This is a genomic window from Candidatus Nitrospira nitrificans, from assembly GCF_001458775.1.
GTDB classification, from domain to species: Bacteria; Nitrospirota; Nitrospiria; order Nitrospirales; family Nitrospiraceae; genus Nitrospira_D; species Nitrospira_D nitrificans.
Genome location: NZ_CZPZ01000012.1, coordinates 42,223 through 66,661, shown reverse-complemented (window position 1 = coordinate 66,661; position 24,439 = coordinate 42,223). Strand labels below are relative to the sequence as shown.

At 59.0% G+C, this 24,439-nt stretch carries 23 protein-coding genes; 7 read left to right on the top strand and 16 right to left on the bottom strand.

What is annotated here, in order from left to right:
• Window positions 1-4: 4 nt before the first annotated feature.
• The 5 genes from COMA2_RS08390 to COMA2_RS08370 all read right to left on the bottom strand — a co-directional run bounded on the left by COMA2_RS08390 (window position 5) and on the right by COMA2_RS08370 (window position 7,884).
• Complete coding sequence (locus tag COMA2_RS08390; protein WP_245630944.1) at window positions 5-1,117, bottom strand: MlaE family ABC transporter permease; 1,113 nt, start codon at window positions 1,115-1,117, stop codon at window positions 5-7.
• Window positions 1,118-1,292: 175 nt separating this feature from the next.
• Window positions 1,293-3,095: an ATP-dependent zinc metalloprotease FtsH gene (gene ftsH, locus COMA2_RS08385; protein WP_090896478.1), complete on the bottom strand. Its 1,803-nt coding sequence runs from the start codon at window positions 3,093-3,095 to the stop codon at window positions 1,293-1,295.
• A gap of 46 nt (window positions 3,096-3,141) precedes the next feature.
• Window positions 3,142-4,113, bottom strand: coding sequence for a DUF1207 domain-containing protein (locus tag COMA2_RS08380; RefSeq protein WP_090896475.1), 972 nt, complete (start codon window positions 4,111-4,113; stop codon window positions 3,142-3,144).
• 154 nt (window positions 4,114-4,267) lie between these two features.
• Window positions 4,268-6,658 (bottom strand): phosphoketolase family protein, encoded by a 2,391-nt coding sequence (locus COMA2_RS08375; protein WP_090897352.1) that lies wholly within the window; start codon window positions 6,656-6,658, stop codon window positions 4,268-4,270.
• Between the two features lie 20 nt (window positions 6,659-6,678).
• A complete protein-coding gene (locus tag COMA2_RS08370) occupies window positions 6,679-7,884 on the bottom strand; it encodes an acetate/propionate family kinase (RefSeq protein ID WP_090897350.1) in 1,206 nt (401 codons plus the stop codon).
• Between the two features lie 80 nt (window positions 7,885-7,964).
• Between COMA2_RS08370 and COMA2_RS08365 the strand changes: the two genes are divergently transcribed.
• Window positions 7,965-8,606: a MarC family protein gene (locus tag COMA2_RS08365; RefSeq protein ID WP_090896473.1), complete on the top strand. Its 642-nt coding sequence runs from the start codon at window positions 7,965-7,967 to the stop codon at window positions 8,604-8,606.
• 73 nt (window positions 8,607-8,679) lie between these two features.
• Here the strand turns inward: COMA2_RS08365 and COMA2_RS20725 are convergent, their stop codons facing one another.
• From COMA2_RS20725 to COMA2_RS19760, 4 genes are all read right to left on the bottom strand, one after another.
• Complete coding sequence (locus tag COMA2_RS20725) at window positions 8,680-8,922, bottom strand: GreA/GreB family elongation factor (RefSeq protein ID WP_245630942.1); 243 nt, start codon at window positions 8,920-8,922, stop codon at window positions 8,680-8,682.
• Window positions 8,919-9,095 (bottom strand): hypothetical protein, encoded by a 177-nt coding sequence (locus COMA2_RS21075; RefSeq protein ID WP_342672606.1) that lies wholly within the window; start codon window positions 9,093-9,095, stop codon window positions 8,919-8,921. The genes COMA2_RS20725 and COMA2_RS21075 overlap by 4 nt, the downstream gene beginning before the upstream one ends.
• 101 nt (window positions 9,096-9,196) lie before the next feature.
• A complete protein-coding gene (locus tag COMA2_RS08355) occupies window positions 9,197-9,940 on the bottom strand; it encodes a universal stress protein (protein ID WP_175304468.1) in 744 nt (247 codons plus the stop codon).
• A 23-nt stretch (window positions 9,941-9,963) separates the two neighbouring features.
• Window positions 9,964-10,149, bottom strand: a complete 186-nt coding sequence (locus COMA2_RS19760) for a universal stress protein (RefSeq protein ID WP_139077199.1) — start codon at window positions 10,147-10,149, stop codon at window positions 9,964-9,966.
• Between the two features lie 407 nt (window positions 10,150-10,556).
• Between COMA2_RS19760 and COMA2_RS08350 the strand changes: the two genes are divergently transcribed.
• Window positions 10,557-11,564, top strand: a complete 1,008-nt coding sequence (locus tag COMA2_RS08350; RefSeq protein ID WP_090896467.1) for a hypothetical protein — start codon at window positions 10,557-10,559, stop codon at window positions 11,562-11,564.
• Window positions 11,565-11,609: 45 nt separating this feature from the next.
• On the opposite strand, the gene COMA2_RS08345 is transcribed toward COMA2_RS08350, so the two are convergent.
• From COMA2_RS08345 to COMA2_RS08330, 4 genes are all read right to left on the bottom strand, one after another.
• Window positions 11,610-11,957: a PepSY domain-containing protein gene (locus COMA2_RS08345; protein WP_175304467.1), complete on the bottom strand. Its 348-nt coding sequence runs from the start codon at window positions 11,955-11,957 to the stop codon at window positions 11,610-11,612.
• 102 nt (window positions 11,958-12,059) lie between these two features.
• Window positions 12,060-12,215, bottom strand: a complete 156-nt coding sequence (locus COMA2_RS20125) for a hypothetical protein (RefSeq protein ID WP_175304466.1) — start codon at window positions 12,213-12,215, stop codon at window positions 12,060-12,062.
• Between the two features lie 76 nt (window positions 12,216-12,291).
• The gene (locus tag COMA2_RS08340; RefSeq protein WP_090896460.1) at window positions 12,292-12,768 is read right to left on the bottom strand and encodes a response regulator; all 477 of its coding nucleotides are present in this window, start codon (window positions 12,766-12,768) and stop codon (window positions 12,292-12,294) included.
• Window positions 12,769-13,248: 480 nt separating this feature from the next.
• Window positions 13,249-13,764 (bottom strand): cytochrome c, encoded by a 516-nt coding sequence (locus tag COMA2_RS08330; protein WP_090896457.1) that lies wholly within the window; start codon window positions 13,762-13,764, stop codon window positions 13,249-13,251.
• 396 nt (window positions 13,765-14,160) lie between these two features.
• Here COMA2_RS08330 and COMA2_RS08325 point away from each other — a divergent pair, with 396 nt between their 5' ends.
• Together COMA2_RS08325 and COMA2_RS08320 are read left to right on the top strand one after the other, a co-directional pair.
• Window positions 14,161-15,432: a formylglycine-generating enzyme family protein gene (locus COMA2_RS08325; RefSeq protein ID WP_090896455.1), complete on the top strand. Its 1,272-nt coding sequence runs from the start codon at window positions 14,161-14,163 to the stop codon at window positions 15,430-15,432.
• An 81-nt stretch (window positions 15,433-15,513) separates the two neighbouring features.
• Entirely contained in the window at window positions 15,514-15,765 is a 252-nt protein-coding gene (locus COMA2_RS08320; RefSeq protein ID WP_090896453.1) for a hypothetical protein, read from the top strand.
• On the opposite strand, the gene COMA2_RS08315 is transcribed toward COMA2_RS08320, so the two are convergent.
• Window positions 15,725-18,886 carry a response regulator gene (locus COMA2_RS08315; RefSeq protein WP_217490673.1) on the bottom strand — a complete coding sequence of 1,054 codons (3,162 nt, stop codon included), beginning with the start codon at window positions 18,884-18,886 and terminating at the stop codon, window positions 15,725-15,727. The genes COMA2_RS08320 and COMA2_RS08315 overlap by 41 nt on opposite strands.
• Here COMA2_RS08315 and COMA2_RS20440 point away from each other — a divergent pair.
• Together COMA2_RS20440 and COMA2_RS08310 are read left to right on the top strand one after the other, a co-directional pair.
• Window positions 18,870-19,226, top strand: coding sequence for a hypothetical protein (locus COMA2_RS20440; protein ID WP_217490672.1), 357 nt, complete (start codon window positions 18,870-18,872; stop codon window positions 19,224-19,226). The two genes, COMA2_RS08315 and COMA2_RS20440, sit on opposite strands and share 17 nt — an antisense overlap.
• A gap of 176 nt (window positions 19,227-19,402) precedes the next feature.
• Complete coding sequence (locus tag COMA2_RS08310; RefSeq protein WP_090896448.1) at window positions 19,403-19,654, top strand: hypothetical protein; 252 nt, start codon at window positions 19,403-19,405, stop codon at window positions 19,652-19,654.
• Between the two features lie 144 nt (window positions 19,655-19,798).
• Here the strand turns inward: COMA2_RS08310 and COMA2_RS08305 are convergent, their stop codons facing one another.
• Together COMA2_RS08305 and COMA2_RS08300 are read right to left on the bottom strand one after the other, a co-directional pair.
• Window positions 19,799-23,029: a PAS domain S-box protein gene (locus COMA2_RS08305; RefSeq protein WP_090896445.1), complete on the bottom strand. Its 3,231-nt coding sequence runs from the start codon at window positions 23,027-23,029 to the stop codon at window positions 19,799-19,801.
• Window positions 23,026-23,886, bottom strand: a complete 861-nt coding sequence (locus COMA2_RS08300) for a CheR family methyltransferase (protein WP_217490671.1) — start codon at window positions 23,884-23,886, stop codon at window positions 23,026-23,028. Before COMA2_RS08300 ends, COMA2_RS08305 begins: the two co-directional genes overlap by 4 nt.
• An 86-nt stretch (window positions 23,887-23,972) precedes the next feature.
• Between COMA2_RS08300 and COMA2_RS21070 the strand changes: the two genes are divergently transcribed.
• Window positions 23,973-24,224 (top strand): DUF433 domain-containing protein, encoded by a 252-nt coding sequence (locus COMA2_RS21070; protein ID WP_090896442.1) that lies wholly within the window; start codon window positions 23,973-23,975, stop codon window positions 24,222-24,224.
• The last annotated feature ends 215 nt before the right edge of the window (window positions 24,225-24,439 follow it).

Below are 24,439 nucleotides of genomic sequence, written 5' to 3'. Positions count from 1 at the left end.
CCTGTTACAGGTCCCACCAATTGAGCAGGATACTGCAGACCGCATCGAACACGATGACGAGAAAAATTCCCTGCACGACACTGATGGTGGTGTGTCGGCCGACGTCGTCGACGCCGCCTCTGATTTGAAATCCTTGATAACAGCCCACCAAGGCGATGATCGCCGCGAAGAACGGCGCCTTCCCCAATCCGATCAGCAAGTGCCGCACGGGAACCGCTTCCTCGAATCGAGCGACAAACTCGACGAAACTCACATTGAGCTCCCCCAACGCGATCAACATGCCGCCGAATACGCCCACGACATCCGCGTACACCGTCAACAGGGGGAGGGCGATGACCAGGCCAAACGCCCGCGGCAGCACGAGCAAGTTCATGGGCGAAATACCCAGCGTCCGCACCGCGTCCAATTCTTCCGTGACCTTCATCGTGCCGATCTCGGCGGCATAGGCCGATCCCGACCGCCCGGCAATGAGGATCGCCACGATCAACGGCGCGATTTCCCGCAACAGGGAGATACCGACCAGATCCACGATGAAAATGTTCGTGCCGAACTTGCGGAGTTGTTCCGCGCCCTGATAGGCAATCACGACACCGACGAGAAACGTCAGAAGGCCGGTGATCGGCAAGGCCCGCACACCATCCAACTCCACGATCCGCAAGAGCGACCGCCACCGAATGGAACGGGGCCGTATCAGCGCTCGACCGAGCGCGATGGTGCTTTCCCCGACGAATGCGAGCGCGCGAATCGTGGACACCTGCCGGGACTGCACGATACGCGCGAGACTTTCCCACCAGCTCATCCGGCGATCCGCGCTTCTTCCCTCGGGTCGAGACCACTCGACTTCCACTTTCCTGAGCAACTCGTCGAATTCGGGTTTCAACCCTTGGAGCGCGGTCTGCTGCCCCTTGCGCCGCACGCCGTCGATGCAGCGTTGCAGTATGAGCGCGCCGCCCGTATCCATGGCGGTCACTTCGCCGACGTCGTAGAGGACGGTGGGAGTCTCAGGCCAGCGAAGCGCTCGGCCTCCCCGCTCCAGACGGGACAAGTTTGGAAGTGTCCAAGACCCTCGGCAGCGAATCACATTGTCCTCGACAGAGATGGTTGCCTGTTGTTCCACCGGATTCACTCCGTCGGTCGATTAGCCCGCATTATTCATGATGGTTCGTCGAGAAATCGCCTGTGCCGCGCATGTTTCGACCCCGAGTTTCACGTTTCACGTTCCAGGTTTCAAGTTGCGCAGAAACCAAAAACCTCAAACCTGAAACGGTCGGCCGATACGATCGCCGATCGACTCAACGGCTTGCCATGATCGCTTTCAGCTCCGCCCCTGTGATCACCTCGCGTTCCAACAACAGTTTGGCTCCCTGTTGCAGGGCCGCCTTGTTCTCCTCCAGCAATCGCGTCACCCGTCCATACTGCTCGTCGATGATCCGCCGGACTTCACAATCGATTTCACGAGCGGTCTCCTCGGAGTAATCGCCTCGTTCCGACGCAACCGGAAGTTGGAGGAATTGGGGCTGCCGTTCTCGCTCCAAGGTGATGGTCCCGAGTTTCACGCTCATTCCATAAGCCTTCACCATGCTTTTTGCAATGTCGGTGGCCTTGACCAGATCGTTCTGCGCCCCCGTGGAAGCTTCCCCGAAGATTGTTTCTTCGGCGATCCGCCCGCCGAGCAGCACGGCAACCTTATTCTCCAATTCCGTTTTCGTCATCAGAAACCGGTCTTCCGTCGGAAGTTGCAAGGTATAGCCGAGCGCCGCCACGCCGCGCGGAATGATCGAGATCTTCTGCACCTGATCCATCCCCGGCAAGAACATGGCGACGAGGGCATGGCCCGTCTCATGGTAGGCCACCCGCTCCTTCTCCATCGTATTCAGGACGCGATTCTTCTTCTCCAAGCCGGCAATGACCCGCTCGACCGCCTCCTGTAATTCAGAAAACCCGACCTGATCCTTGCCGCGCCGCACCGCCAGCAACGCCGCCTCATTGATGATGTTGGCCAAATCGGCTCCGGAGAACCCCGGAGTCATCGCGGCGATGTTTTCGAGATTCGCGTCGGGACCCAGCGTCACCTGCTTGGCATGCACACGCAGAATGGCCAGACGACCGATCTTATCCGGGCGGTCCACCACGACATGACGATCGAACCGGCCGGCCCGCAGCAACGCGGGATCGAGAATCTCAGGACGGTTGGTCGCGGCCATGAGAATGACGCCGATGCGAGGATCGAATCCGTCCATCTCGACCAGCAACTGATTGAGCGTTTGCTCCCGCTCCTCATGCCCCATGGGTCCCGCGCCGCGGGCTTTTCCGAGGGCATCCAACTCATCGATGAAAATAATGCAGGGGGCTTTGAGTTTTGCCTGATCGAAAAGATCACGGACCCGGGCCGCCCCGACCCCGACGAACATTTCGACGAACTCCGAGCCGCTGATGCTGAAGAACGTCACGCCGGCCTCCCCGGCCACCGCGCGAGCCAGCAACGTCTTGCCGGTCCCGGGTGGACCGACCAGGAGTATTCCCTTGGGGATCTTGCCGCCAAGTTTGGTGAACTTCTCCGGCGTCTTGAGGAACTCGATGACCTCACCCAGTTCTTCCTTGGCTTCGTCCACGCCGGCGACATCCGCGAACGTGACCTTGATGTCCTTCTCCACGTAGATCTTCGCTTTGGATTGCCCGACCTGCATGAAGCCGCCTTGGGCCTGGCCGAACCGGCGAAAGATGAAGAACCAGATGCCGGCGAATAGGGCGACCGGGATCACCCAGGACAGGAGATCGCGCCAAAATGTGGATTCGATGACTCCCGTGAAGGTGACGCCGTTTTGGTTGAGTTCGCGAACCAGGTCGGGATCTTCAACTCGTACGGTCGCGAAGGGCTTCTGCTCTTTTGATTCACCCTCAGCTTTCAGCTTTCCGGTCAGGACATGGTTGGTCACCGACACTTCCGCGACTTTCCCCGTTGCGACCAACCGCTTGAATTCACTGTACGGCAGTTCTTCGACCTTGTTCAGAGCATGAATAAAGTCATGCACGAGCACCACGGCCATAATGGCAAGGAGCACGTACCAAATGGAAAAGGAGGTTGTTTTATTCATCGCTCGCGCTCCTTGTAAGAAGACGGGGGCCGCGCTCCGAGAGCCGCTAAAACATGAAGTAGGCCCCAAGCCCTATCGATTCGATTTTCTGGTTGATCGCAAACAGCCCATAGGGATTATACCCGTGGAAATACGTCGCCAAGATCCGAAACCGGCGGAGCGAACCGGTTCGCGACCATTCGAAACCGCCGAGCACATTGGTGTCGATGATCCAACCGTGCGCCTCTATCGACTTGAAATCCGCCGACAGCACAGGCGTCACGACCAGCTGGTCAAGGAACGACCCCAAGATCCGTGTGCGCATCGACGGTGCCCGCGCCTCAAATCCCCACTGGATCTTTCCGCGGTCGAACGTGGCCGGCTCGCGATGCACCAAATACCCGCCTCCTCCATAGAGGCGCAGCCATCGGTATTCATAGGAAAGAATCGCGTCCACTTCCTCAAGGATGAACGTGATCGACTTGAACCCTGGATTAGCCGCCAAAAACTCGTCGCCGATGTGGCTGCTTTGATGATAATAGCGCAATCGCGCGGACCAATTTCCCGAGCGCCAGGTAATCGGAATGCCGACATTGAAGTCCGTGTTGATCAGTTGGGCGTTCTTTTCATCCAAGTCGAATTGAGCAAAAATGCCGGTGAGCAGGCTTATCTGCCATCCATTGCATCCTTCCCGCCTCGTATAAAAGCCGAAGTTTTCTCCGATCGCAACCGACCCGATGTTGGACGTCGTGCGGTCGGTTCGTGATCGGGTCGCTCGCCAAGTCGCAAAGAACTGCGGCTGCTTGGGGTCCGCCAAGAGGGGACGGAAGACGTCGTCGGAAGGAAAGGCTTCTCCGACGGTTTCGCCGTCGCTTTTTTTATAGGTGTGCCCATATCGACAATCGAGCACCTCCTTCGGCTTCGGATCATCCGGCTTCTTGTTGTCCGCATCATCCGCATAGGCTGGTCCTACCAGCAGAAACATAAGAGAAAGTATTCCAACCATCCATCGATCGCAAGACAGCACCCTCCGGCCCATACCTTTCCCCTCCTTTGGTATTGTCACATGACGCGAGCGGGACACCCTTCATGGGGCCATTCGATAGCATATTGTGGGAGGAAATTCATAGATATGGAGAAGCACCACCGACCGGATGCGCGGCACGTTGTCTCACCTTGGAGCGGTTCGCTGTTTACCTGCGCCCCTTTCGCGCAGGCTTCGGACTCACGCCCCACTTCCAGTGGCGGATCTCCGGCATGTCTTCGCCGTGTTCGGCGATATAGTGCTTGTGTTCGATGCGCTTGTCGCGGAGGGCCTGCTTGGCATAGTCGGCCCGCGAGCCGCGCAGGGGGATCCGGTCGATGACATCAGCGACCAGATGAAACCGATCGAGATCGTTCATCACCACCATGTCGAACGGGGTCGACGTGGTCCCCTCTTCTTTGTACCCGCGCACATGCAGATTCTTGTGATTCGTCCGTCGGTAGGTGAGTCGGTGGATCAGCCACGGGTAGCCGTGGAACGCGAAGATGATCGGCTTGTCCGTCGTGAACAAGGCATCGAAGTCCCTGTCGGATAATCCGTTCGGATGTTCGGCGGAGGGTTGCAGCTTCATGAGATCCACCACGTTGACCACTCGCGCTTTCACGTCCGGCAAGTACTGCCGCAGCAAAGAGACGGCCGCCAGCGTTTCCAGCGTGGGGACATCGCCGCAACAGGCCATGACCACGTCCGGTTCGCTGTTCCGATCGTTACTCGCCCATTCCCAAATGCCGATGCCGGCCGTGCAATGCTTCACCGCCGCATCCATGTCGAGCCATTGCGGCGCCGACTGTTTGCCGGCCACGATGACGTTCACATGGTTGCGACTGCGCAGACAATGGTCGGTGACACACAGCAACGTATTGGCGTCGGGTGGCAGATAGACCCGGATCACCTCGGCTTTCTTGTTGACCACGTGATCGATAAACCCAGGATCTTGATGGCTGAAGCCGTTGTGATCCTGCCGCCAGACATGGGAGGACAACAAGTAATTCAGCGAGGCGATCGGTCGTCGCCATGGAATGCGGTTGCAGACCTTGAGCCACTTGGCATGTTGGTTGAACATGGAATCGATGATGTGGATGAACGCTTCATAACAGGAGAAGAAGCCATGTCGGCCGGTCAAGAGATACCCTTCCAGCCAGCCCTGGCACTGGTGCTCGCTGAGCATCTCCATCACCCGGCCGTCCGGCGCCAGGTGGTCGTCGTCGGGCCGGCGCTCCGCCATCCAGGCACGGTCGGTGACGTCCAAGACGTCTTGCCAACGGTTGGAATTGTTCTCATCCGGGCTGAAGAGGCGGAAGTTCCGGCGCTCCATGTTGATCTTCATCGTGTCCCGCAGAAACGCTCCCATGACGCGGGTCGCCTCGGCTTGGACGGCGCCGGGCTGTTTCACGGCAACGGCGTATCGACGAAAATCCGGCAGCCGTAAATCCTTCAACAGCAACCCACCGTTTGCATGAGGATTTGCGCTCATGCGCCGATCACCCTTGGGCGCCAGTTCGGCGAGTTCGGGCTTCAATCGCCCCGACTTGTCGAACAGGTCCTGAGGCTTGTAGCTCTTCATCCACTGTTCAAGAATCTTCACATGCGCCGGCTTGTCCATGTCGCCCATGGGGACCTGGTGCGAACGCCAGTAATCCTCGGTCCGCTTGCCGTCGATCTGCGGAGGACAGGTCCAGCCTTTGGGTGTTCGGAGCACGATCATGGGCCAGAGCGGTCGCTTTGGGGCGCCCTCTGTGCGCGATTCCGTTTTGATTCGTCGGATGTCTTGCATGACGGCATCAAGCGTCTCCGCCATCAGCCGGTGCATCTCCGACGGATCGCGGCCCTCGACGAAATAGGGGCGGTGGCCGTAGCCGCGAAACAGTTGCTCCAGCTCGTCCTGACCGATCCTGGCCAGGACCGTGGGATTGGCGATCTTGTACCCGTTCAAATGGAGAATCGGCAGGACGACCCCATCGGTGACCGGATTCAGAAACTTGTTGGAATGCCAGCTCGTGGCGAGGGGACCGGTTTCCGCTTCCCCGTCGCCGACCACGCAGGCGGCGATGAGATCCGGATTGTCGAACACCGCGCCATAGGCATGCGACAATGAGTAGCCCAATTCGCCGCCCTCATGAATGGAACCCGGCGTTTCCGGCGCGACGTGGCTGGGAATACCGCCGGGAAACGAGAACTGCTTGAACAACCGTTTCATGCCCTGCTCGTCCTGCGAGACGTCCGGATAGACTTCGCTGTACGTGCCTTCGAGGTAGGCGTTGGCGACGAGACCCGGTCCGCCATGACCCGGACCGGCGATATAGATCATGTTGAGATCATGTCGCGTGATGAGCCGGTTCAGATGCACATAGATGAAATTCAATCCGGGAGTCGTGCCCCAATGACCGAGCAAGCGAGGCTTGACATGAGCGCGTATCAGCCCCTGTGTCAGCAACGGATTGTCGTACAGATAAATCTGGCCGACGGAGAGATAATTGGCCGCTCGCCAATAGGCATCCATCCGCGCAAGCAATTCCGAGTTTCGTGTTGTCGTCTTCATTCGTGGCATGATCTCCTCGTTCATCGTGTCGGTTCACCGAGCAATTCCCGGACAGACCTGGCGATCTCGCTCTCTTCGTCGGTATGCATGACGCGGACGGCCACCTTGCCGCCTTCTTTGGATATCACCGCTTCACCGGCCTCGTTGCGCATCGGATCGAGCGACAGGCCGAGAAATTCCAAGCCGGCGCAGATGCGCGCGCGAATGATCGGAGACTTCTCCCCGATCCCGGCGGTGAAGACCAATGTGTCCAATCCTCCTAATGTCGCAGTGAGCGCCCCAATCCATTTTTTCGCGTGATAACAAAATAACGCAACGGCTTCGGCCGCTCGTGGATCGCTCCGCTCCTGCTCCAGTAAATCACGCATGTCGGAGCTGAGTTCAGAGACCCCCAGCAAACCCGATTCCGTATTCACCATCTTGTGAAACTCATCCGCGTTCATGCCTTCTGTTCTTGCCAAATAAGACACAAGCCCCGGATCGAGATCACCCGATCGACGGCTCATGGGAAGGCCGGAAGCCGGAGTAAAGCCCATCGTCGTATCGATCGGACGCCCATCCTTGACCGCCGCCATGCTCGCTCCGTTTCCGAGATGCGCGAGAATGACACGGCCTTCGGCCTCGCCAGGCACACCCACTCTCTTCAATTCTCGCATTAGAAATGTGTACGACAACCCGTGAAACCCATAGCGCTGAATACCCTGCTTCTCATACCGCCTCGGAATCGGCAGCAGTCGCGCCACCCGCGGTATGTCCCGGTGAAATGCCGTATCGAAACAGGCGACTTGGGTAAGCCTCGCATTATACCGACGAAACGATTCGATCAAGATAATTTCCGCCGGCAGATGCTCAGGGCTATAGGGACAGAGTCGTCGAAGCTCCGCCAACAACTCGGGCGTCACTCGTTCAGGTCTGCTATAGGTCTTGCCGCCATGGACGATACGATGTCCGACAGCATAGAGACGCCCCCTACCGACCTGCTGATCCAACCATTCGGTTATAAACCCGACACACGTACGATGATCCGGTGCGTGAACGGTCCGACGACTCGATTGTTGCGTGGCCGCGTCGGTGACAAGCATCTCGCTGTTCGGCAGGCCGATCCGATCGACCATGCCGCGTGTCACCGACACAGGAGAATCCATGTGTCGAAATAAAGCAAACTTGATGCTGGACGATCCTCCGTTGATCATGAGAATGAACGGGCTCGGTTTCTGTCGATTCATGTTGTCAGCCATCTCAACAGAAGTCTACAGTTCACATGCGCCTGCCGCCTCCATTCACTCGCGGGCGAAGGAGTGTATCGATGCATGACTGGGGTACCTATGCGCACAATGCCACGGCATTGTTCGTCATCGCCAATCCGATCGGAGTCACGCCGCTTTTTATAAGCCTGACCAACCGGCAAACCGAGGACCAGAGGCGACACACGGCGCGTCTCACTGCAACAACGGTGGTCATCGTCCTTATTACAACTATGTTCCTGGGCGAGGCCATCCTCCATTTATTCGGAATTCGTATGGCCTCATTCCGCGCCGGCGGCGGAATTCTTATCCTCTTGATGGCCATCGCCATGCTGCAAGCTCGACCGAGCCCGACCCGTCACACGGCGGAAGAGTCGAAAGAGGCGGCAGTACGTGACGAGGTGGCCGTCGTTCCTTTGGGCATTCCGCTTGTGGCAGGGCCCGGCGCGATCAGCACCGTGATCATTTATGCCGACCAGGCGACAACATGGTTTGATATGACCATGCTATTTCTCACTGTCCTCTGCGTCGCCGGCTCAGTGTGGATCGCGCTGAGCCTTTCGGACCGAATCGGAGTCATGTTGGGCACGACAGGCATCAACATCGTCACCCGCTTGCTGGGATTGCTACTGGCGGCCGTGGGAGTCGAATTCCTCGCCGATGGCTTGACCGAACTGCTTCCGGGCCTGGCGAACCAGAAATAATCCGTGGAAGCCGCCATTCCATACATCTCACCGCTGGTGCTCAATCAATGTTTTGCACGACTCAGGACGGCCGTTACAAATCATAGCGTTCGGCTGCCTCGGGCTGATAAAGAATTTCTTCGATCCGCACCTTGCGTTTCCCGGCCGGCACGAGCCACTCCACAGTGTCACCCGCCCGATAGCCGAGAATGGCGGTGCCGATGGGAGCAAGAATCGAGATTCGATTCTTCTCAATATCTGCATCGGATGGGAATACAAGGGTATAACTTTTCTCTTCGCCCGTCTCCATATCCTTGAGGCGAATTTGAGAATTCATCGTGACCACGTTATCAGGAATTGCGGTAGGCTCGACGATATGGGCCTGTCCAACTCATCCTGTAAACTCTCCAGATATTCTCGGTCCCGCTCCTTGAAGCCGATCCCCACCTCCAGCAGTTCCTTGAGTCTAACCAGGTCGAATTTGGTGATGTAAATGTCCCGAGATTCCATTGTCTATACTCCTTATGTGCATGCGTCCGGTACACCGGAGTACCACGCGGCGAAGCCCGGCTCGCTCAGCGGTGAGAAACCACGCCTTGCTCCATTCATTGTTAGGACTCTGTCATCGACAGGGGCATCATGCGGTTATGGTTAGGGCTGAACTTCGGACTTCGGACCGTGAGCACGGGACAGGGCGCCTGCAGAAGGACGGATTCAGCCACGCTGCCATACCGCAGACGAGCGAGTCCTCGCCGTCCATGGGTGCCCATGACGATCAAATCGCAGCCCTGCCCACGGGCATGGGTCACAATCGACTCCGACGGAATCCCTCCGAGCACGATCGACCCCGCCGCCAAACCTCGTTCCCTCACCACTTGCGCAAGACCATCCAATTGAGCGTCCCAGTGCGTCCGCTTCTGGACCTCCTGCTCGATCCGGCCCAACCCCAATTCCAGATCGTGATAGATCGGTTCCAGCACATGGAGCAGGGTGAGTTTGGTTCCGAAGCGATCGACCACCTGAATCGCATACTCCAGCGCGTCAAGGGACGGACTCGAAAAATCGATGGGAACCAGCAGATGCCGGATACATGGCGGTCCCTCCTCAGACTTCTGACCGTGGAGACGGGCGACCCTCACCGTGAGCACGGGACAAGGCGCCTGCTTGATGACGCGCTCCGCCGTGCTGCCCAGCAGGATATGGTCCAGTCCGGTCCTTCCATTCGTGCCGACGACGACAAGGTCGGCTCGATGTTCGAGCGCAGCCTGTCCGATCTGCTCGCTGGGAACGCCCTCGCGCAAATGCCAATCCACCCCAAGTCCTTCCTGTTTCACGCGAGTCGCCAGGCCACTCAAGCGTCGCTCCGCCTCCTTCCGCCTCATCTCCAGGAGAGGATCGGCAATCGGCGCATCGAACTCCAATCCTCGCCACACATCGACCAGTAAAGCAAGTCCACATGAGCGGACCAAGCCTGCGCAACACACATGCCGTACTCACCGGCGCGCCTCGCGCACTCGGAAAAATCCGTGGCGACGAGGACCCGATTGATCAACAAGTCGTTCATGCCGAATCCTTTCTTAGCGAAGCGTCGACGGTCGCCGGCCTCCCATAACCTTCTCCATTTGTGCTACAAAGAAAATATGTCATGGTGAAGTCGGTATATTCCAACGTTCGGCGCACCATCACCTTCCAGCGGACACAGCGTCTTTTGCAGCAAGACAAATGCCGGATCATGTATATTGGCCCGTCTCATCGATCGTGGATCGCATCGCGCGCTATCAACACCGCGCAATGTCGAGGGTAATGTGCGTTGCGAGCACGGCGCTGGAGAATTGCAGCAGCCTGAATGTAACGACAACTGTCGCCATACGCGGCATAAAGCCTTCTCGTCTTGGGGCGATATGCCTCAATACCGACTGGGGAACAAGCGAGTGGAGTCTGCGCTATTGAAATGGGAAACAATACGGTGACATGCCCGCAAACCGTGAACGCGCTCTTGCCGAAGGACAGTTATTTCTTTTCCTCTTCGTCGCATGTATCTGTTTTTCAGAAGTCGCGTGGGGCGAAACTTCCCAAAACCGTCAGTCTCAACCTGACGGTCCCTGGTTCACCGGCACGCTGCTCTCGACACGAGGCCTGACGCTCGATCGCGGACGCGCCGTGGTTGAACCGTACGTCTACTATACGCGATATGGCGGATTGTATAACGACAATTGGCGCCTCCAATCGACGACTGTCTCGCGCACGATCATCCAACAAACGTACTTCATCTATGGCGTAACGAACCGGATCGATGTCGAAATCGCGCCGCAGTGGCTCCAGAATTCCGGGGAAGGCGAGTCCATCTCCGGGTTCGGCGACTTTCCGCTTCAGCTTGGCTTTCAAGTCCTGAGAAGCCCCGCCGATTCGTGGCTTCCCAATGTCCGGATCTGGGTCCAGGAGGTATTTCCGACCGGACGCTACAACCGTCTCGGTCCATCACAAGGTCTGGGCGGTACCGGAGGCGGCTCGTTTGCGACGACGCTGGGCATCGGACTGCAGAAAGCGATACGGTTGGGGAAGGATCAGGTATTCAGGTATCGTGTGAACGCGACATACGGCTTCTTTTCACCCGTCACTGTGGAGGGATTCAACACCTACGGCGGAGGGTTCGGCACGGAAGGCCGCGTTGAGCCAGGATCGGTGACCACGTTGATTGTCGCGGGAGAATACAGCCTCACACGACATCTGGTCCTCGCGCTCGATATCGGGTTTCAGACGATCAATGCGACGGATTTTTCCGGAACAACAGGGGTCGGAGTAAGCGGCGAACCAGCGATGGTTGGAAGAGGGTATGGCAATCTGCTCACGATTGCTCCGGCCGTGGAATACAACTTCAATCAACACGTCGGGCTTATCGCCGGTCCATGGTTCAGCCTCAGAGGCAGGAACACCACGGAATTCTTCGGCGTTGTGGCGGCTCTCTTCCTGTATATGTAGCGGACGAACCGGACCGCTCAAGAGGCTGTCACAACCTACTGTTTTTCAGGACCCTGGTCGTTTGAGCTTCCCCGACTTTGATTTCTCTTCTTCCACATCGATCACCGCACCGGTCTCGGCATCGATATGGACCTCCATGACTTTGCCCGCGGCCGTGAGGACTTCGACTTCCCACACCAGTCTGTTATGTTTCCGCTCCAACTCTGCCTCGATGATCTTGCCCGCGATTTTCTCCGACGCCGTTTTGATCGCCTCATCGATTGTGACCTTGGCCGTGGCCGCCATCTCGATCTTGTTGTGTTCCCCTCCAAGGGCTGAGTCGGCTACCGTCATGACGGCAGTCGGCGATACCAGCATGGCCAGTGCAAAAACCGTGAGAGAGTTCGGTCTCATGAGTTCTCCTCCTTTTTGGTTGTTCCGGAACCTCGCTACCTGACCTCGGTGTTGCATGAACGATCGATAATTTCACGCCCGGTCTTCAGCCGGCGCTTTCCTTCACACAAACGTGATGAGCGGCTTCAACACGCCGTCTGCCTTCGTTCTCCTCAACTCAAAGGCCCTCCCCATATCGCTGAAATTGAATCGATGCCTCGTCAGCGGCTGCGGATTGACCCGGCCGGTTTCCAAGAGTCGACGGATTGATAGGCTCATACGACCGGTCAGGCGATAGGTTTGTGAGGTTGCGAGTTGGAGGAGAAGTCTCCGCGGGCTTTTTGGGCACCTTCCGTTAGGCGAGGGGATGGTTAACGGGCGATTGAGTATCGACGCTTTTGTCGACCGCCTGATAGATCGCATGGGGCAGATGTTCATGGGCCGTTCCCTTTTCGAGCAACAGGCAGGCACCGGCATCCAGGAATGCTTCTCGATTCCCATTTCCGACGTAAAACGAGAGGCCGATGACTTGCAGGCGCGGATGCTTTCGCATGATGGATCCTGTCGCTTCGATACCGTTCATCCTCGGCATGTTGATGTCCATCACCACGACATCGGGCTTGAGCAGGTCCGTCAGCTTGACCGCCTCTTCCCCATTCGTGGCCTCGCCCACCAATTCAATGTCGAGGTGATGGCTCAGATACTTCCGTAATTCTTGACGGACGAGGAAGTGGTCGTCCACCAGAAGCACGCGAATGGATTTCATCTTCGTCCGGTCGGGGACGGAACTCCGCGCAGGAGCGACTGAACTTACTGACATACGGCTCGACATACGGCACTCCTATCGGCTCATAAGGCTGAATGGATGGGCCTTTATACGTGACACCGGGACGACGAGCACGCTTCATTCGATCAAGACAGTTACCTTTGACCGCGATATGGATCGTCGATCTCAGCGCTACACTCAAGACAGCGAACCTTGCCTGTGCGTTTGCCGCCTCTGGTCAAAATATCATCAATAAGACGCTGATGAGCGCATGCACTGTTGAAGGTGGTTGTGCCGCTTTCTTCCTCTCTGTTTTGAATCGCCTGGATGTACATGGACACCTCCATTCCCGCCCGGGGCATTATTTCCGGTAGATGAGCGGACTCCTCCTGGACTCGTATCCTCAGCCTCGAGTTCGCCTCGGCAGGATGCCGGGCCTATGCCTGTTCGTCCTCCATCGGCGTTGCCATGTCGATAAAGTCGCCTCCTTGCTGCCGAAGTCTCTAGCCTAGAAGAAAGAGACATCCATATGACCTGGTAAATGACCTAGTTTGCGACGGGACCGTGGTTTACCTGTGTGTGTTTGAAGAGACTGGAGGGATTGCAGCTGAATCTGTACATGTCATGACAGGCCGTGCAGCGGGCCGTCATGCTCGAGAGTCGTTTCAAAATTTGTTGAGGTGTCTCCTCCTTCACGATCGCATCGGCCAGCGCATCCATGTCCTTGTGGATCGACATGCCCATCTGCTTAAACGGCAGCGGCAGCTTGGCCATGATGGCCGGCTCTGTATCGGCAGCCATGTGCGTCCCGACCTCCCTGGCCGCTGCTTCCATCTGCTTCAGATCGGGCTTCGGCTCTCCCAGTTCCCTGACGACGCCGTCCACCGCTTTCAAGAGCTGCCGCATTTCCGCAAGAATGTGATCGCGTTCAGCGGCCGCCAGCAGTATTTCCGTGCGCCCGTCGCTTCCCTTCGCCGTCACGCCCTTGATGAAGAACCATCCCAGCACCGCGATTGTCATGACCCAAAGAACAACGACCACCGTGCACCAGCGCGATTTCATGTCTGTTGCCGTGCCTCCTCTTCATGGTTAACGCACTGCCTATCATCTTTTTATACCGATGGACCGGCCCTTTCGACCAGTCATTGCAAGGAAGGAACCGAAAGAAAATCTGATAGTCCGCCTTGGAAATGGACTAGTTCTGCGGAATGGGACGGGCAACGATCGACAATGGTCGCCCTTTGCGACAGGCGCCGCTGAACCTTTGTCCCAGAAGGCGACAGTCTGAGTCGCGAATCCACTCGCGCACGTGGTCGCTCGCTGAGGCTTCTTTATGCTGAGAGCAGGTTATGTTATCTTTCCGGCCATGACGGCTGTGTTCACGACGGCGGACGGCTCGCCTTACCGGGAGGCGGGATCCACGGCCATAGGGCAGTCACAAGTTGGAGGGACGCGTGTATGAGACAGACGCTGGGGGTGCTGAGTGTTGTCCTATGTTTGAACATGACCGCCAACGCCATGGCGCTGGCAGCCGACGCCGGCGAGCAGGACTTCGCCAAAGGAGAGAGTTTTTTAAAGCACAAGCAATATGCCGAAGCGCGCGCGACGCTGGAGGCAGGGCTCATCAAGAATTCGTCGAATGTGCAGGCTCATTTCAACCTGGCCGAGGCCTGTCGAGGATTAGCAGCCTGGGACTGCGCGGAAGAACATTACGAGACCGCGTTGCATCTGGATGCGAAATCCCGGATCACGGGGACGAGGGAACCACGGTTAAGCAAAATGAAGGTGTGGCAATCGCTGGAGGAAGTGACCGCGTGGCGTTTGCTGGAGACAGCGAAGAGTCTGCTTGCCGGTGGGCAAACTCAGGCCGACAAGATGAAGCAGGCGGAGGAGGCCCTGGACGGCGCTCATGAGCTGGGCCTCAATGCTGAGCAACTGGCCGTCTATCAACAGTTACAAGCGAAAGTCCCTGGACGGCGTGCGACCACCTCGCCGGGTAGCCTCAAACCGGATGGGTCAGCGGGAGAGGCGTTCCCGACCGATCCCCGCGACGTGCCGATGGCGCCGGTGCCGGCAGGAGAATTCACGATGGGGAGCACGCTGAAAACCGACGAAAAGCCCGTGCATCGCGTCTATCTTGACGCGTTCCATATGGACAAGTACCACGTGACGGTGGGGCAGTATGCCAAGTATTTGGAGGCGACGGGCGCGGAGGCGCCGCCGGAGTGGGAGATCATGAACGAACCCCGCCATCAGAAACGTCCGGTCGTGAACGTCAGCTGGTCGGATGCAGCCACCTTCTGCAAATGGGCCGGCAAGCGTCTGCCGACCGAAGCGGAGTGGGAAAAGGCGGCGCGGGGGACGGACGGCCGCCTCTACCCCTGGGGCAACGAGACCCCCACCAGGCTCCACGCGAATTTCGGCAAGAAGGAATGGGCCTATCACATGGCCTTGGTGCCGGTGGGGATGTTCGAAATGGGCAAGAGCCCCTATGGTATTTACGACATGGCCGGCAATGCGTGGGAATGGGTCAACGACTGGTATGACCATGACTATTACAAGAAGAGCCCGATGAAGAATCCTCAAGGACCGACCACGGGTAAGTCTAAAGTCGTGCGGGGCGGCAACTGGCTGTATGTTCAAGAATTTTTGCGCTCTTCATTCCGGTTCAATGCGGACCCGTCTGGTCGCCAGTTCGGCTACGGGTTCCGCTGCGCCAAGACCTCCTAGACCGCGGGCAGACTTTCAGGCCGCGGCTCTGTTGATACGGTAGCGTGACGCTGAGTACAGCCGAGGCGAGTGGAGGAATTAATGCTGGCTGAATACATTCATGAAGCCAATGCCGATTATCACCGTGTTCGGCGATTGGTTCCAATCGGTCCCTTGCAGACAAAGGACGATTACAACCGAGCCATCGGCGTTCTCGACGAGATCTTGGATGAGATCGGTGAAGAGGAGACCCATCCCCTCGCCGCGCACAACCGTCTGCCGCTCGACCGATCAGCCGGCGATTGCGAGGCCGCTAGCCCGCCGGTTCCCTATTCTTCATGGCCTCTTGAATAGCGTCATACAGTTGTTCGACCGCCGATTCCTTCGTCATCAGATGGACGGCTCCGGCCTGCCTCATGGCCTGTCGATCCGCTTCTCTCATGTTCATCGACAATCCGATCACGGCCGTCTCCGGATACCGATGCTTGATCCGCCCCGTCGCTTCGATGCCGTTCATCCTCGGCATGTTGATATCCATGATCACGACATCGGGACGAAGCTTCTCGACCGCCGCCAGCGCCTCTTCACCGTTCACGGCTTCCCCCACGATGGTCACGTCGTTGTAGCTTTCCAGGACCATCCGCAATCCTTGTCGGATCATTTCATGATCGTCGACCAACAAGACCTGCACCGTTTTCACCCCTTTTCGTTTCACCGGCTGCCGAGCCTTCGGTGCTCGCCTCGCGGGCTCGTCCAGGCGGACCGACGGCCGAACCTCCGGCGGGTCGGCGCTCATTACCCTGGCGTCATCGGCACGGCCCGACAGCGGCAAACTGAGCATGGCCGTCGTGCCTTGGCCGGGCGCGGAGCGGATGTCGAACGACCCGCCCAGCGCAAGCATCCTCTCCTGAATGCTATACAGGCCATATTTGGATGAGAGGCCGCCACTAGGCACTTCAGCAGGAGGAGCAGCAGCAAGATCGAAGCCTTTCCCCTCATCACTCACGGTGATGAACAAATTTCCATCGCGCTGTTCCATGGTGACCTTGGCTTCACTGGTCTCGGCATGTTTCGATGAATTGATCAGCAACTCGCGCACGGATTGAAACAATAGGATGACTTGATCGTCCGGCAATTTGAGAGCGCCGCTGTCCGGCACAACGACGGCCACCCTGTGCTCGCGCTTCTTCATGTACTCACCCAGCCACTTGAGTCCGGCCGAGAGCCCGAACTCCCGCAAGACCGGCGGGCTCAACTCGGCCACCATGGTGCGGGTATAGGTCAAGGCATCCGATAACACCTCGTCCGTCTCCTTGATCAGTTTGACCGCTGTGGGTTCCACGTTCGCCAGTCGTTTGCCTTGGCCGAGCTTGAGCTTTCCGAGCACCAGCATTTGTTGCAAATGGTCATGCAGCTCCGTCGCCAGCCGTCTACGCTCCCGCTGCTCGGCCAGATTGAGCTCGGTCGCCAGCGCGCGCAGTCGTTCCCGCGACTGTTCGAGTTCCTGCGTGCGTTCCTTCACTAAGCTTTCTAGCCGCCCGGCAAGCGAACGGAGCCGCGCTTCGGCCTCGCGGCGGACACGCTGGAGCCGAATGTGCGCCTCGACGCGCGCCAGCAATTCCCGGGCGCTGAAGGGCTTGGTGAGATAGTCATCGGCGCCCTGCCCCAGCCCCTCGACCCGCGATTCTTCGCCGGCCCGCGCCGACAGCAAAATAACCGGGATCGTCTTTGTCGCGGGATCGTCCCGCAGCGCGCGCAGCAACCCGAAGCCATCCAGCCTCGGCATCATCACGTCGGAGAGCACGAGGTCGGGCAGGTCAGCCTGAATCCGCTGCAGAGCGACCTGCCCATCCGCCACGGCTTCAACGTCGTAGTTCCGGTTCAGAAGCCGGCGGAGATACTCGCGCATGTCGGCATTATCCTCGACCACGAGCACGCGGGGACGGATGGTGCCGAAATCTGCCTTGTCTATTCGGTCTGTCTGGTCACCAGGTACACGAGATAGACCAGAGAGACCGGATAGACTGTTTTCGGGCATCCATCGCAGCGCTTCTTCCACGAAGGGCGCGGCGCCGGTGGCCGTGGAGGCCAAGGTGCGGCCGGCGTTGATACGGTCCTCCGGCAAATGGGCGTTACCGAACGGGATCGTCACCGTGAATGCGCTTCCCTTACCGAAGATGCTGTCCACCTGCACAGTGCCGCCATGGAGCTTCACGAGTTCCTGCACGAGCGCCAGACCGATGCCCGTGCCTTCATGCGTACGCCCGCGACTGCGTTCAACGCGGTGAAATCGCTCGAACATGCGCGGCAATTCATCCGATGGAATGCCGACGCCGGTGTCTCTAACGCGCAGCATGATGCCATCGCTTTTCCCCTCCCGCTCATCACTATCCACGACCCACCGCCCGCTGCCCACTTCTTTTAAGCTCACTTCAATTTCCCCATCCAACGTGAACTTGAACGCGTTCGAGATGAGGTTCAGCACGATCTTCTCCCACATGTCGCGATCGACATAGACCGGTTCGGAGAGCGGCAGGCAATCGATGACGAGCCGCAAACCGGCCTTTTCGCAGGCCGACCGGAAGTTACTGGCGAGCTCCGCGGTCAAGGAGGCCAGATCGGTCGGATGGTACGAAGCCTGAATGCGCCCGGCTTCGATGCGGGAAAAATCCAACATGGTATTGACGAGCTTCAGGAGGCGGAGGGCGTTCCTATGGGAAGTCTCCAAGTCCTGGGCCGCACCAGGGGGGAGAATGCCATGGGCGTGAGCCAGCGCATCCTCCAGCGGCCCGAGCATCAGCGTGAGCGGCGTGCGGAATTCATGGCTCACGTTGGAAAAGAACACCGTCTTGACGCGGTCCAGTTCGGCCAGCGCTTCGGCGCGCTTGCGTTCTTCTTCATAGGCGCGAGCCTTGGCCAATGCGTTACCCGCGGCCTCGCCGAGCATGTCGTGGAAGGTGCGGTAGGGTTCGTCCAACGGACGGCGGGAGCTGACGCCGGTCACCAGAAAGCCGAAGGGCTGCGTGAGCCCCGGCAGAAGAATGGGCTGGACGATCCCTGAATGCGGCGCTTCGTCGTAGGGCCGGCACTGAAACGGCCCAAACCGCCTGGCGAGATCCCCGACCATGAGCGATTCACCGGCGGCCTGCGCCTTGGCCAGCGGCCAGGACGCCTCGCCGGACACATCCAAGTGGATGCGATCCGGCGCCAAGGCCGATCCCGGTTGCAACCCCACCAGCGCGACTCGCCGCGCGGATTTGCCCTCTGAGTCCAGGCGATAGAACAGGGCGAACGGCACATCCAGCTCGCTTGCTTCCAACGTGTGAGCGATCACCGCCAACCCCTCGTCGATGGATGTCGCGGTCGCGCTCCGGTCGGCAAGATCGCGCAACACCCGCAACCGCCGCTCCGCGAGCGACTGCTGGGTCAACTCCGTCACCGGATGGAACAGGCCGCCGATGCCGCCCCGATTCATCCCTGATGGGGCTGAAGGAAAACGTGAAGAAGGTTTCTTCCAGGTAGCCCAGACGGTCGAGGAACATCCGCTGGTTGACGAGAAAACAGGTTTCGCCGTTGGAGGCGCGCTCGAACGCATCGCCGATGACCGGCCAGGCGGAGAGCCAGCATTCTTTGAAGTCTTGCCCCATCGACCGGGGATGTTTGGCGGCGCAGATCGGCCAGTAGCCGTCGTTGTAGATTTGCACGCGTTGCGGCCCCCAAGCGATGGAAATGGGAAAATTGGAGGCGAGACACAGACTCACCGTCGTCCGCAGGCTCTGCGGCCAGGACTCGATCGGTCCCAGCGGCGTGTGTGACCAGTCCTTGGCGCGCACCAGGTCGCCCATTTCGCCGCCACCGATGAGCCAGCACTCGGACTGGTTCCCCCTGTGACGGCTCCTCTCCTGATCGCTCATGGGCGCATCTCGGTTCTCACTCGCGGTTGAATTCATGATCCTAATCGCCTAGAGTATCCCTCTTTCAGGAGGACGGTATGGACACAGAATCGCTGGCCCAGATCCGACACATCGTTGCGGAAGCGACAGGAGCCGTAGAAGGTCGGCTGCGTGACCGAATCGATGAAGCGCAACGCCATGCCGGCGTGTTGATCGAAGATCTTCAGCACAAGTTTGAACTCGTCATTGAGGGACAACAAGCTCTTCAGCAGAGCCTCGGAAGCATGCGTGCTGAAGTGCACCAGGAATCTCAAGAGACACGCGCCTTGCTGCGCCTTTCCTATCAATAACCGCATCAGAGAGTGGAGAGCCTCGAACAGCGCGTTTTAGTCATTGAAGATCGTCTTGGTCTCACGACATAAGACGGTTATTGTCGAATTCGTCCTCCGTCTTCGCTGGCGACCACTATGCGGACAAGGCGCAAGCCCACCGTACTATCCGCTCTTCACCGCCTTCTGAATCTCATCATAGAGTTGTTCCACCGCCGCTTCCTTGGTCATGAGCCGGACGGCCCCGGCCCGTATCATCGACTCTTCATTCTCCTTTGCGGCGTTCACCGAAATTCCAATGACGATGGTCTCCGGATAGCGGCGCTTGATCTGTTCCGTCGCCTCAATGCCGTCCATCTTCGGCATGTTGATGTCCATCACCACCACCGCCGGCCGCAGGCGGTCAACCAGTTGGATCGCCTCTTCCCCGGTCCCGGCTTCCCCGATCAATTCCACGTCGGCGTACGCATCCAGCACGACCCGGAGGCCCTGCCGCACCATGACATGATCGTCGACCAACAAGACGCGAATGCGATGACCAGGAAGCGTATATCGGGAAGCGTCGTTCGCGTGCGAAACACGAGAGACAAACGATGAGGGACGCGCCGACATGTTGTTTCCTCTCTCGATGGAGACAACCAACGGTAAGCTCAGCACGGCCGTGGTGCCCTTCCCTGGTGCCGAGTCCATGGCGAATGTCCCGCCGAGCGCCCGCATGCGCTCCCGAATGCTGAGGAGGCCGAACTTGGACGAGAGCCCGCCGCTAGGAATTTCAGCAGCAGCAGCAGCAGCAGCAGCAGCAGCAGCAAGATCAAAGCCAGCTCCATCATCCCGCACGGTGATGGTCAAGCTCCCGTCGCGCCTGTCCAGCGCCACCGTCGCCTGTCCCGTGCCCGCATATTTAGCCGAGTTGATGAGCAACTCGCGCACGGATTGGAAGAGCAACATCACTTGATCATCCGGCAGCGTGATCTCACGATCCTCCGGCACGGTGACGGTGACCGTCAGTTCATGTTTTCGCATGTAGTCGACGAGCCATTGGAGCGCCGCCGCCAGCCCATGATCCCGCAGGACGGGAGGGCTCAGGTCGGAGACGAGGGTGCGGGTATAGGTCAGCGCCTCCGAGAAGAGATCGTCCACTTTTTTGAGGACCTGTTCATAGGCCGGCGCGCCGGCCGCCGCTCGTTTCCCCTGGCCGATCGTGAGCTTGCCCAGCACGAGTGTCTGTTGCAGATGATCATGCAGCTCCGTCGCCAGCCGCGCTCGTTCCCGCTGCTCGGAAAGATTGAGGTCCGTCGCCAGCGCGCGAAGCTGCGCTTGAGAATGAGACAGTTCGCGCGTCCGATCCTCGATCGTCTTCTCCAGACGATCGGCCAGAGACTGAAGCGCCGCTTCGGCTTCGATCTTCGCCGTCTCGTCCTGAACCAGCGACAGCACCGACGACGGGCGGCCGCTGTCGTCCAGCAACACGGAGTTGTGCCAGGCGCAATGGATGACCCGGCCGCTCTTCGTGTAATTGCGATTGTGAGACACCAATGTGTGCGTGACACCGTCGCACAATTGCGCCATCACCCCCTGCACGTGGGGAATATCGTCGTTGAAGACGATGTTCAAATCATGCAGCAGCTTGCCGAGCACTTCTTCCTGGGTCCATCCAAAGATCCGCTCAGCCTCGCCCTCCCAGCGGGTCACGGCCCACTGCGAGTCCCATTCGATGACCGCCAGGCCTGCATTGGTGACGTGATAGCGCAGGCGCTGCTGCTGGTCTTGCAAGGCCTGTTCGGTTCGGCGTTGTTCAGTGACATCCGTGTTCGTGCCGAACCAGCGGATCAGGCGGCCCTGCTCGTCACGAATCGGCACGGCTCTGGTCAGGAACCAGCGGTACGCGCCGTCCTTGCCTCGCAAGGGAAAGGTCTCTTCCCAGGGTTCGCCGCTGTCGAGCGATCGGCGCTTGCTCGCAACGACCCGCTCGACATGATCCGGATGATGGACCTGTTGCCAGCCCCATCCTTGCACCTCCTCGAACGTCGTGCCGGTATAGGCGTACCACCGTTGGTTGTACCAATAGACCCGGCCGGTCTCATCCATCATCCAGGCCAATTGAGCGATATTGTCGGCCAACGCGCGGAAGCGTTCTTCGCTCTCGCGCAACGTCGCTTCGGCCTCTTTGATGGCCTGGATATCCGTGTTCGTGCCGAACCATTTCGCGATCGCGCCGTTTTGGTCGCGCAACGCGACCGCCTGCGTATGGAACCAACGATAGACGCCGTCATGCCGGCGGATGCGGAACTCGATTCGGAAGTCCTCGCCGCGTCCGGCGACCGCCTGCCAGGCCGTCATGACCCGCTCTCGATCATCCGGGTGCAGTTGCTCCAACCAGTCATAGCCCAATTGCGGCGCTTCCGGAATACCGGTGTAGGTGATCCACTGGGGGCTCAGATAATCGCAGGAGCCGTCGGGCCGGCAGGTCCAGACAAGTTGCGGCAGGGACTCGGTGACCTTTCGGAAATGCTGCTCGCTCTTCTTGACCCACGCTTCCGCTTCCTTCCGCGCCGTGATGTCTTGCATCGCGCCGATCATGCGGACCGCCTTGCCCCGCGCATCGCGGATGACATATCCGCGATCGAACACGTGCGCATAGCCGCCGTCTTTTCGCCGGAACCGATATTCGTCCTCCCAGTGAAAGAGCGTGGCATGCTCGAGCACGGCGTGAAAACCCTGGGCCACCCGCTCGCGGTCTTCCGGATGGATCCGGTCCACCCACCAGGCCGCATTCTGCGGCGAGTCGACGATCTCGGTCCAACCGAAGAGATCGGCGCCGGCTTGGCTCCACACCTGACTGTCCCGCACGGCGTCCCAATCCCACACGACATCGTTGGTCGCCTTCAACGCATACTGGAGCCGCGCTTCGCTCTCTCTGGCTCGACGCTCGGCCTCCGTCCGTTGCTCCAGCAACCGCGCGAGGTCGCGACGCTGGCGATCGAGCGCCAGGAACACGTTCACCTTGCTCTTGAGCACGTCCGGTTCGAGCGGCTTGTACAAGAAATCGACCGCCCCCGCCTCATAGCCGCGAAACCGGCGTTCGGCATCGCGGGAGCCGGCCGTGACAAAGATGATGGGCACATGCTTCGCGCGTCCGGCGCCGCGCATCAACTCGGCCAACTCGAACCCGTCCATGTCGGGCATCTGCACGTCGATGATGGCCAGCGCCACGTCGTGGTCGAGCAACAGTTCCAGCGCCTCGACACCCGACTGGGCGCACAGGAGGTCGACATCGTCGCGGCGCAAGACTTCGCGCAAGGCCATGAGATTCGGCTCGTGATCGTCCACCAGCAGAAGCCTGGGATGCTCCATGACGGAAATCGCCGATTCCTCGATCGCGTCCTGGTTCATCATAGCTCGCCTCGTTTCCGATAAATGCGTTCCTTCGCCACGAACGGCTCAAAGACCTCATGCTGTCCGATGAAACGTAGGCTCTCTTTATCGCCCAGTCCCAAAAATCCTCTCCGCGCGAGCGCGTCCCTGAAGAGGCCGACGGCGCGGTGTTGAAGCGGCCGGCCGAAATAGATGAGCACATTGCGACAGGAGATCAGATGCACCTCGGCGAAGACGGCGTCGGAGACCAGGCTATGGTTGGCGAAGACCGTCCGCTTCCGCAGCGTCTTGTCGAACACCGCGGCCCGCGAGTCGGCATGATAGTACTCGGAAAGCGAACCCTTCGCGCCGGAACGCCGGTGATTCGTCGTGAACAACGCGAGGCGATCGACGCCGTAGACGCCGGCCTCGGCTTTTCGGAGGGCGTCGGCATCGACATCGGTGGCATAGAATATGGTGCGATCCTCCAACCCTTCCTCGCGAAACAGGATGGCCAGCGAATAGAGTTCTTCGCCCGCGCCGCAGCCGGCCACCCACACCTTGAGCGAGGGATAGGTCTTCAAGTGCGGCACCACCTCTTGTCGCAAGGCGCGAAAGTAGCCGGGGTCGCGGAACATCTCGCTGACCTGCACGGTCAGGAACCCGAGCAACCGCGGCAACACCGCCGGATCGTGGAGCAGCTTGTCTTGCAGTTCGGAATAGCTCCGACAGCCGAGGTGAGAGCGGGCTTGAGCAAGACGTCGGGTGATCGACGGCTTGGCATAGCCGCGAAAGTCATACTCATAGGCCTGGTACAGCGCCTCAAGCAGCAATTGCGCCTCCAAATCGTCGGTCTTCTCGGGCAGGGTCGAGACCGATGGAACGTTGCCTGGCTTCATCCTAGGCTCCTGACTCACTCCCCACTTCTCTTGCCCCTTCTGCCGGCCTCAGGTACAGTGAGCGGTATGCCGAACGTCTCGCATCCATAGTCGAGTCCGATCGAGCCGTCTGCGGAGGCAGCCCCCACATCACCGGCACACGCATCACGGTCCGGACAATTGCCACTTACGTCCTGCACTACGATCTCTCGCCGGACGAGCTGCTTACCTATTACCCGCACGTCGGATTAGCGGCGATTTACGACGCCTTGTCCTATTACTATGATCACCGCGCAGAGATCGATACCGAAATCGCCCGGCAGAACGAGCATGAGTCTCTGCCTCCCGCAGCCGGTTGAAGGGGCATGACGCGGCCAGAGAAGAACGAGTCCTGTTCACCTTCAACTGCGGAGACTTTCACGGACCGGCTGTGGAATGGCAGATGCAAGGACGCTCGCATTCCGGCATTCTCCTATCAAAGGAGTTTCCATTGGCTGAGTTGCTTCGACGGTTCCGCTGCTTCATTGCCCACCATCGCGGTCGTGACCTCTCGAACCACATCCTCCGGCTAACC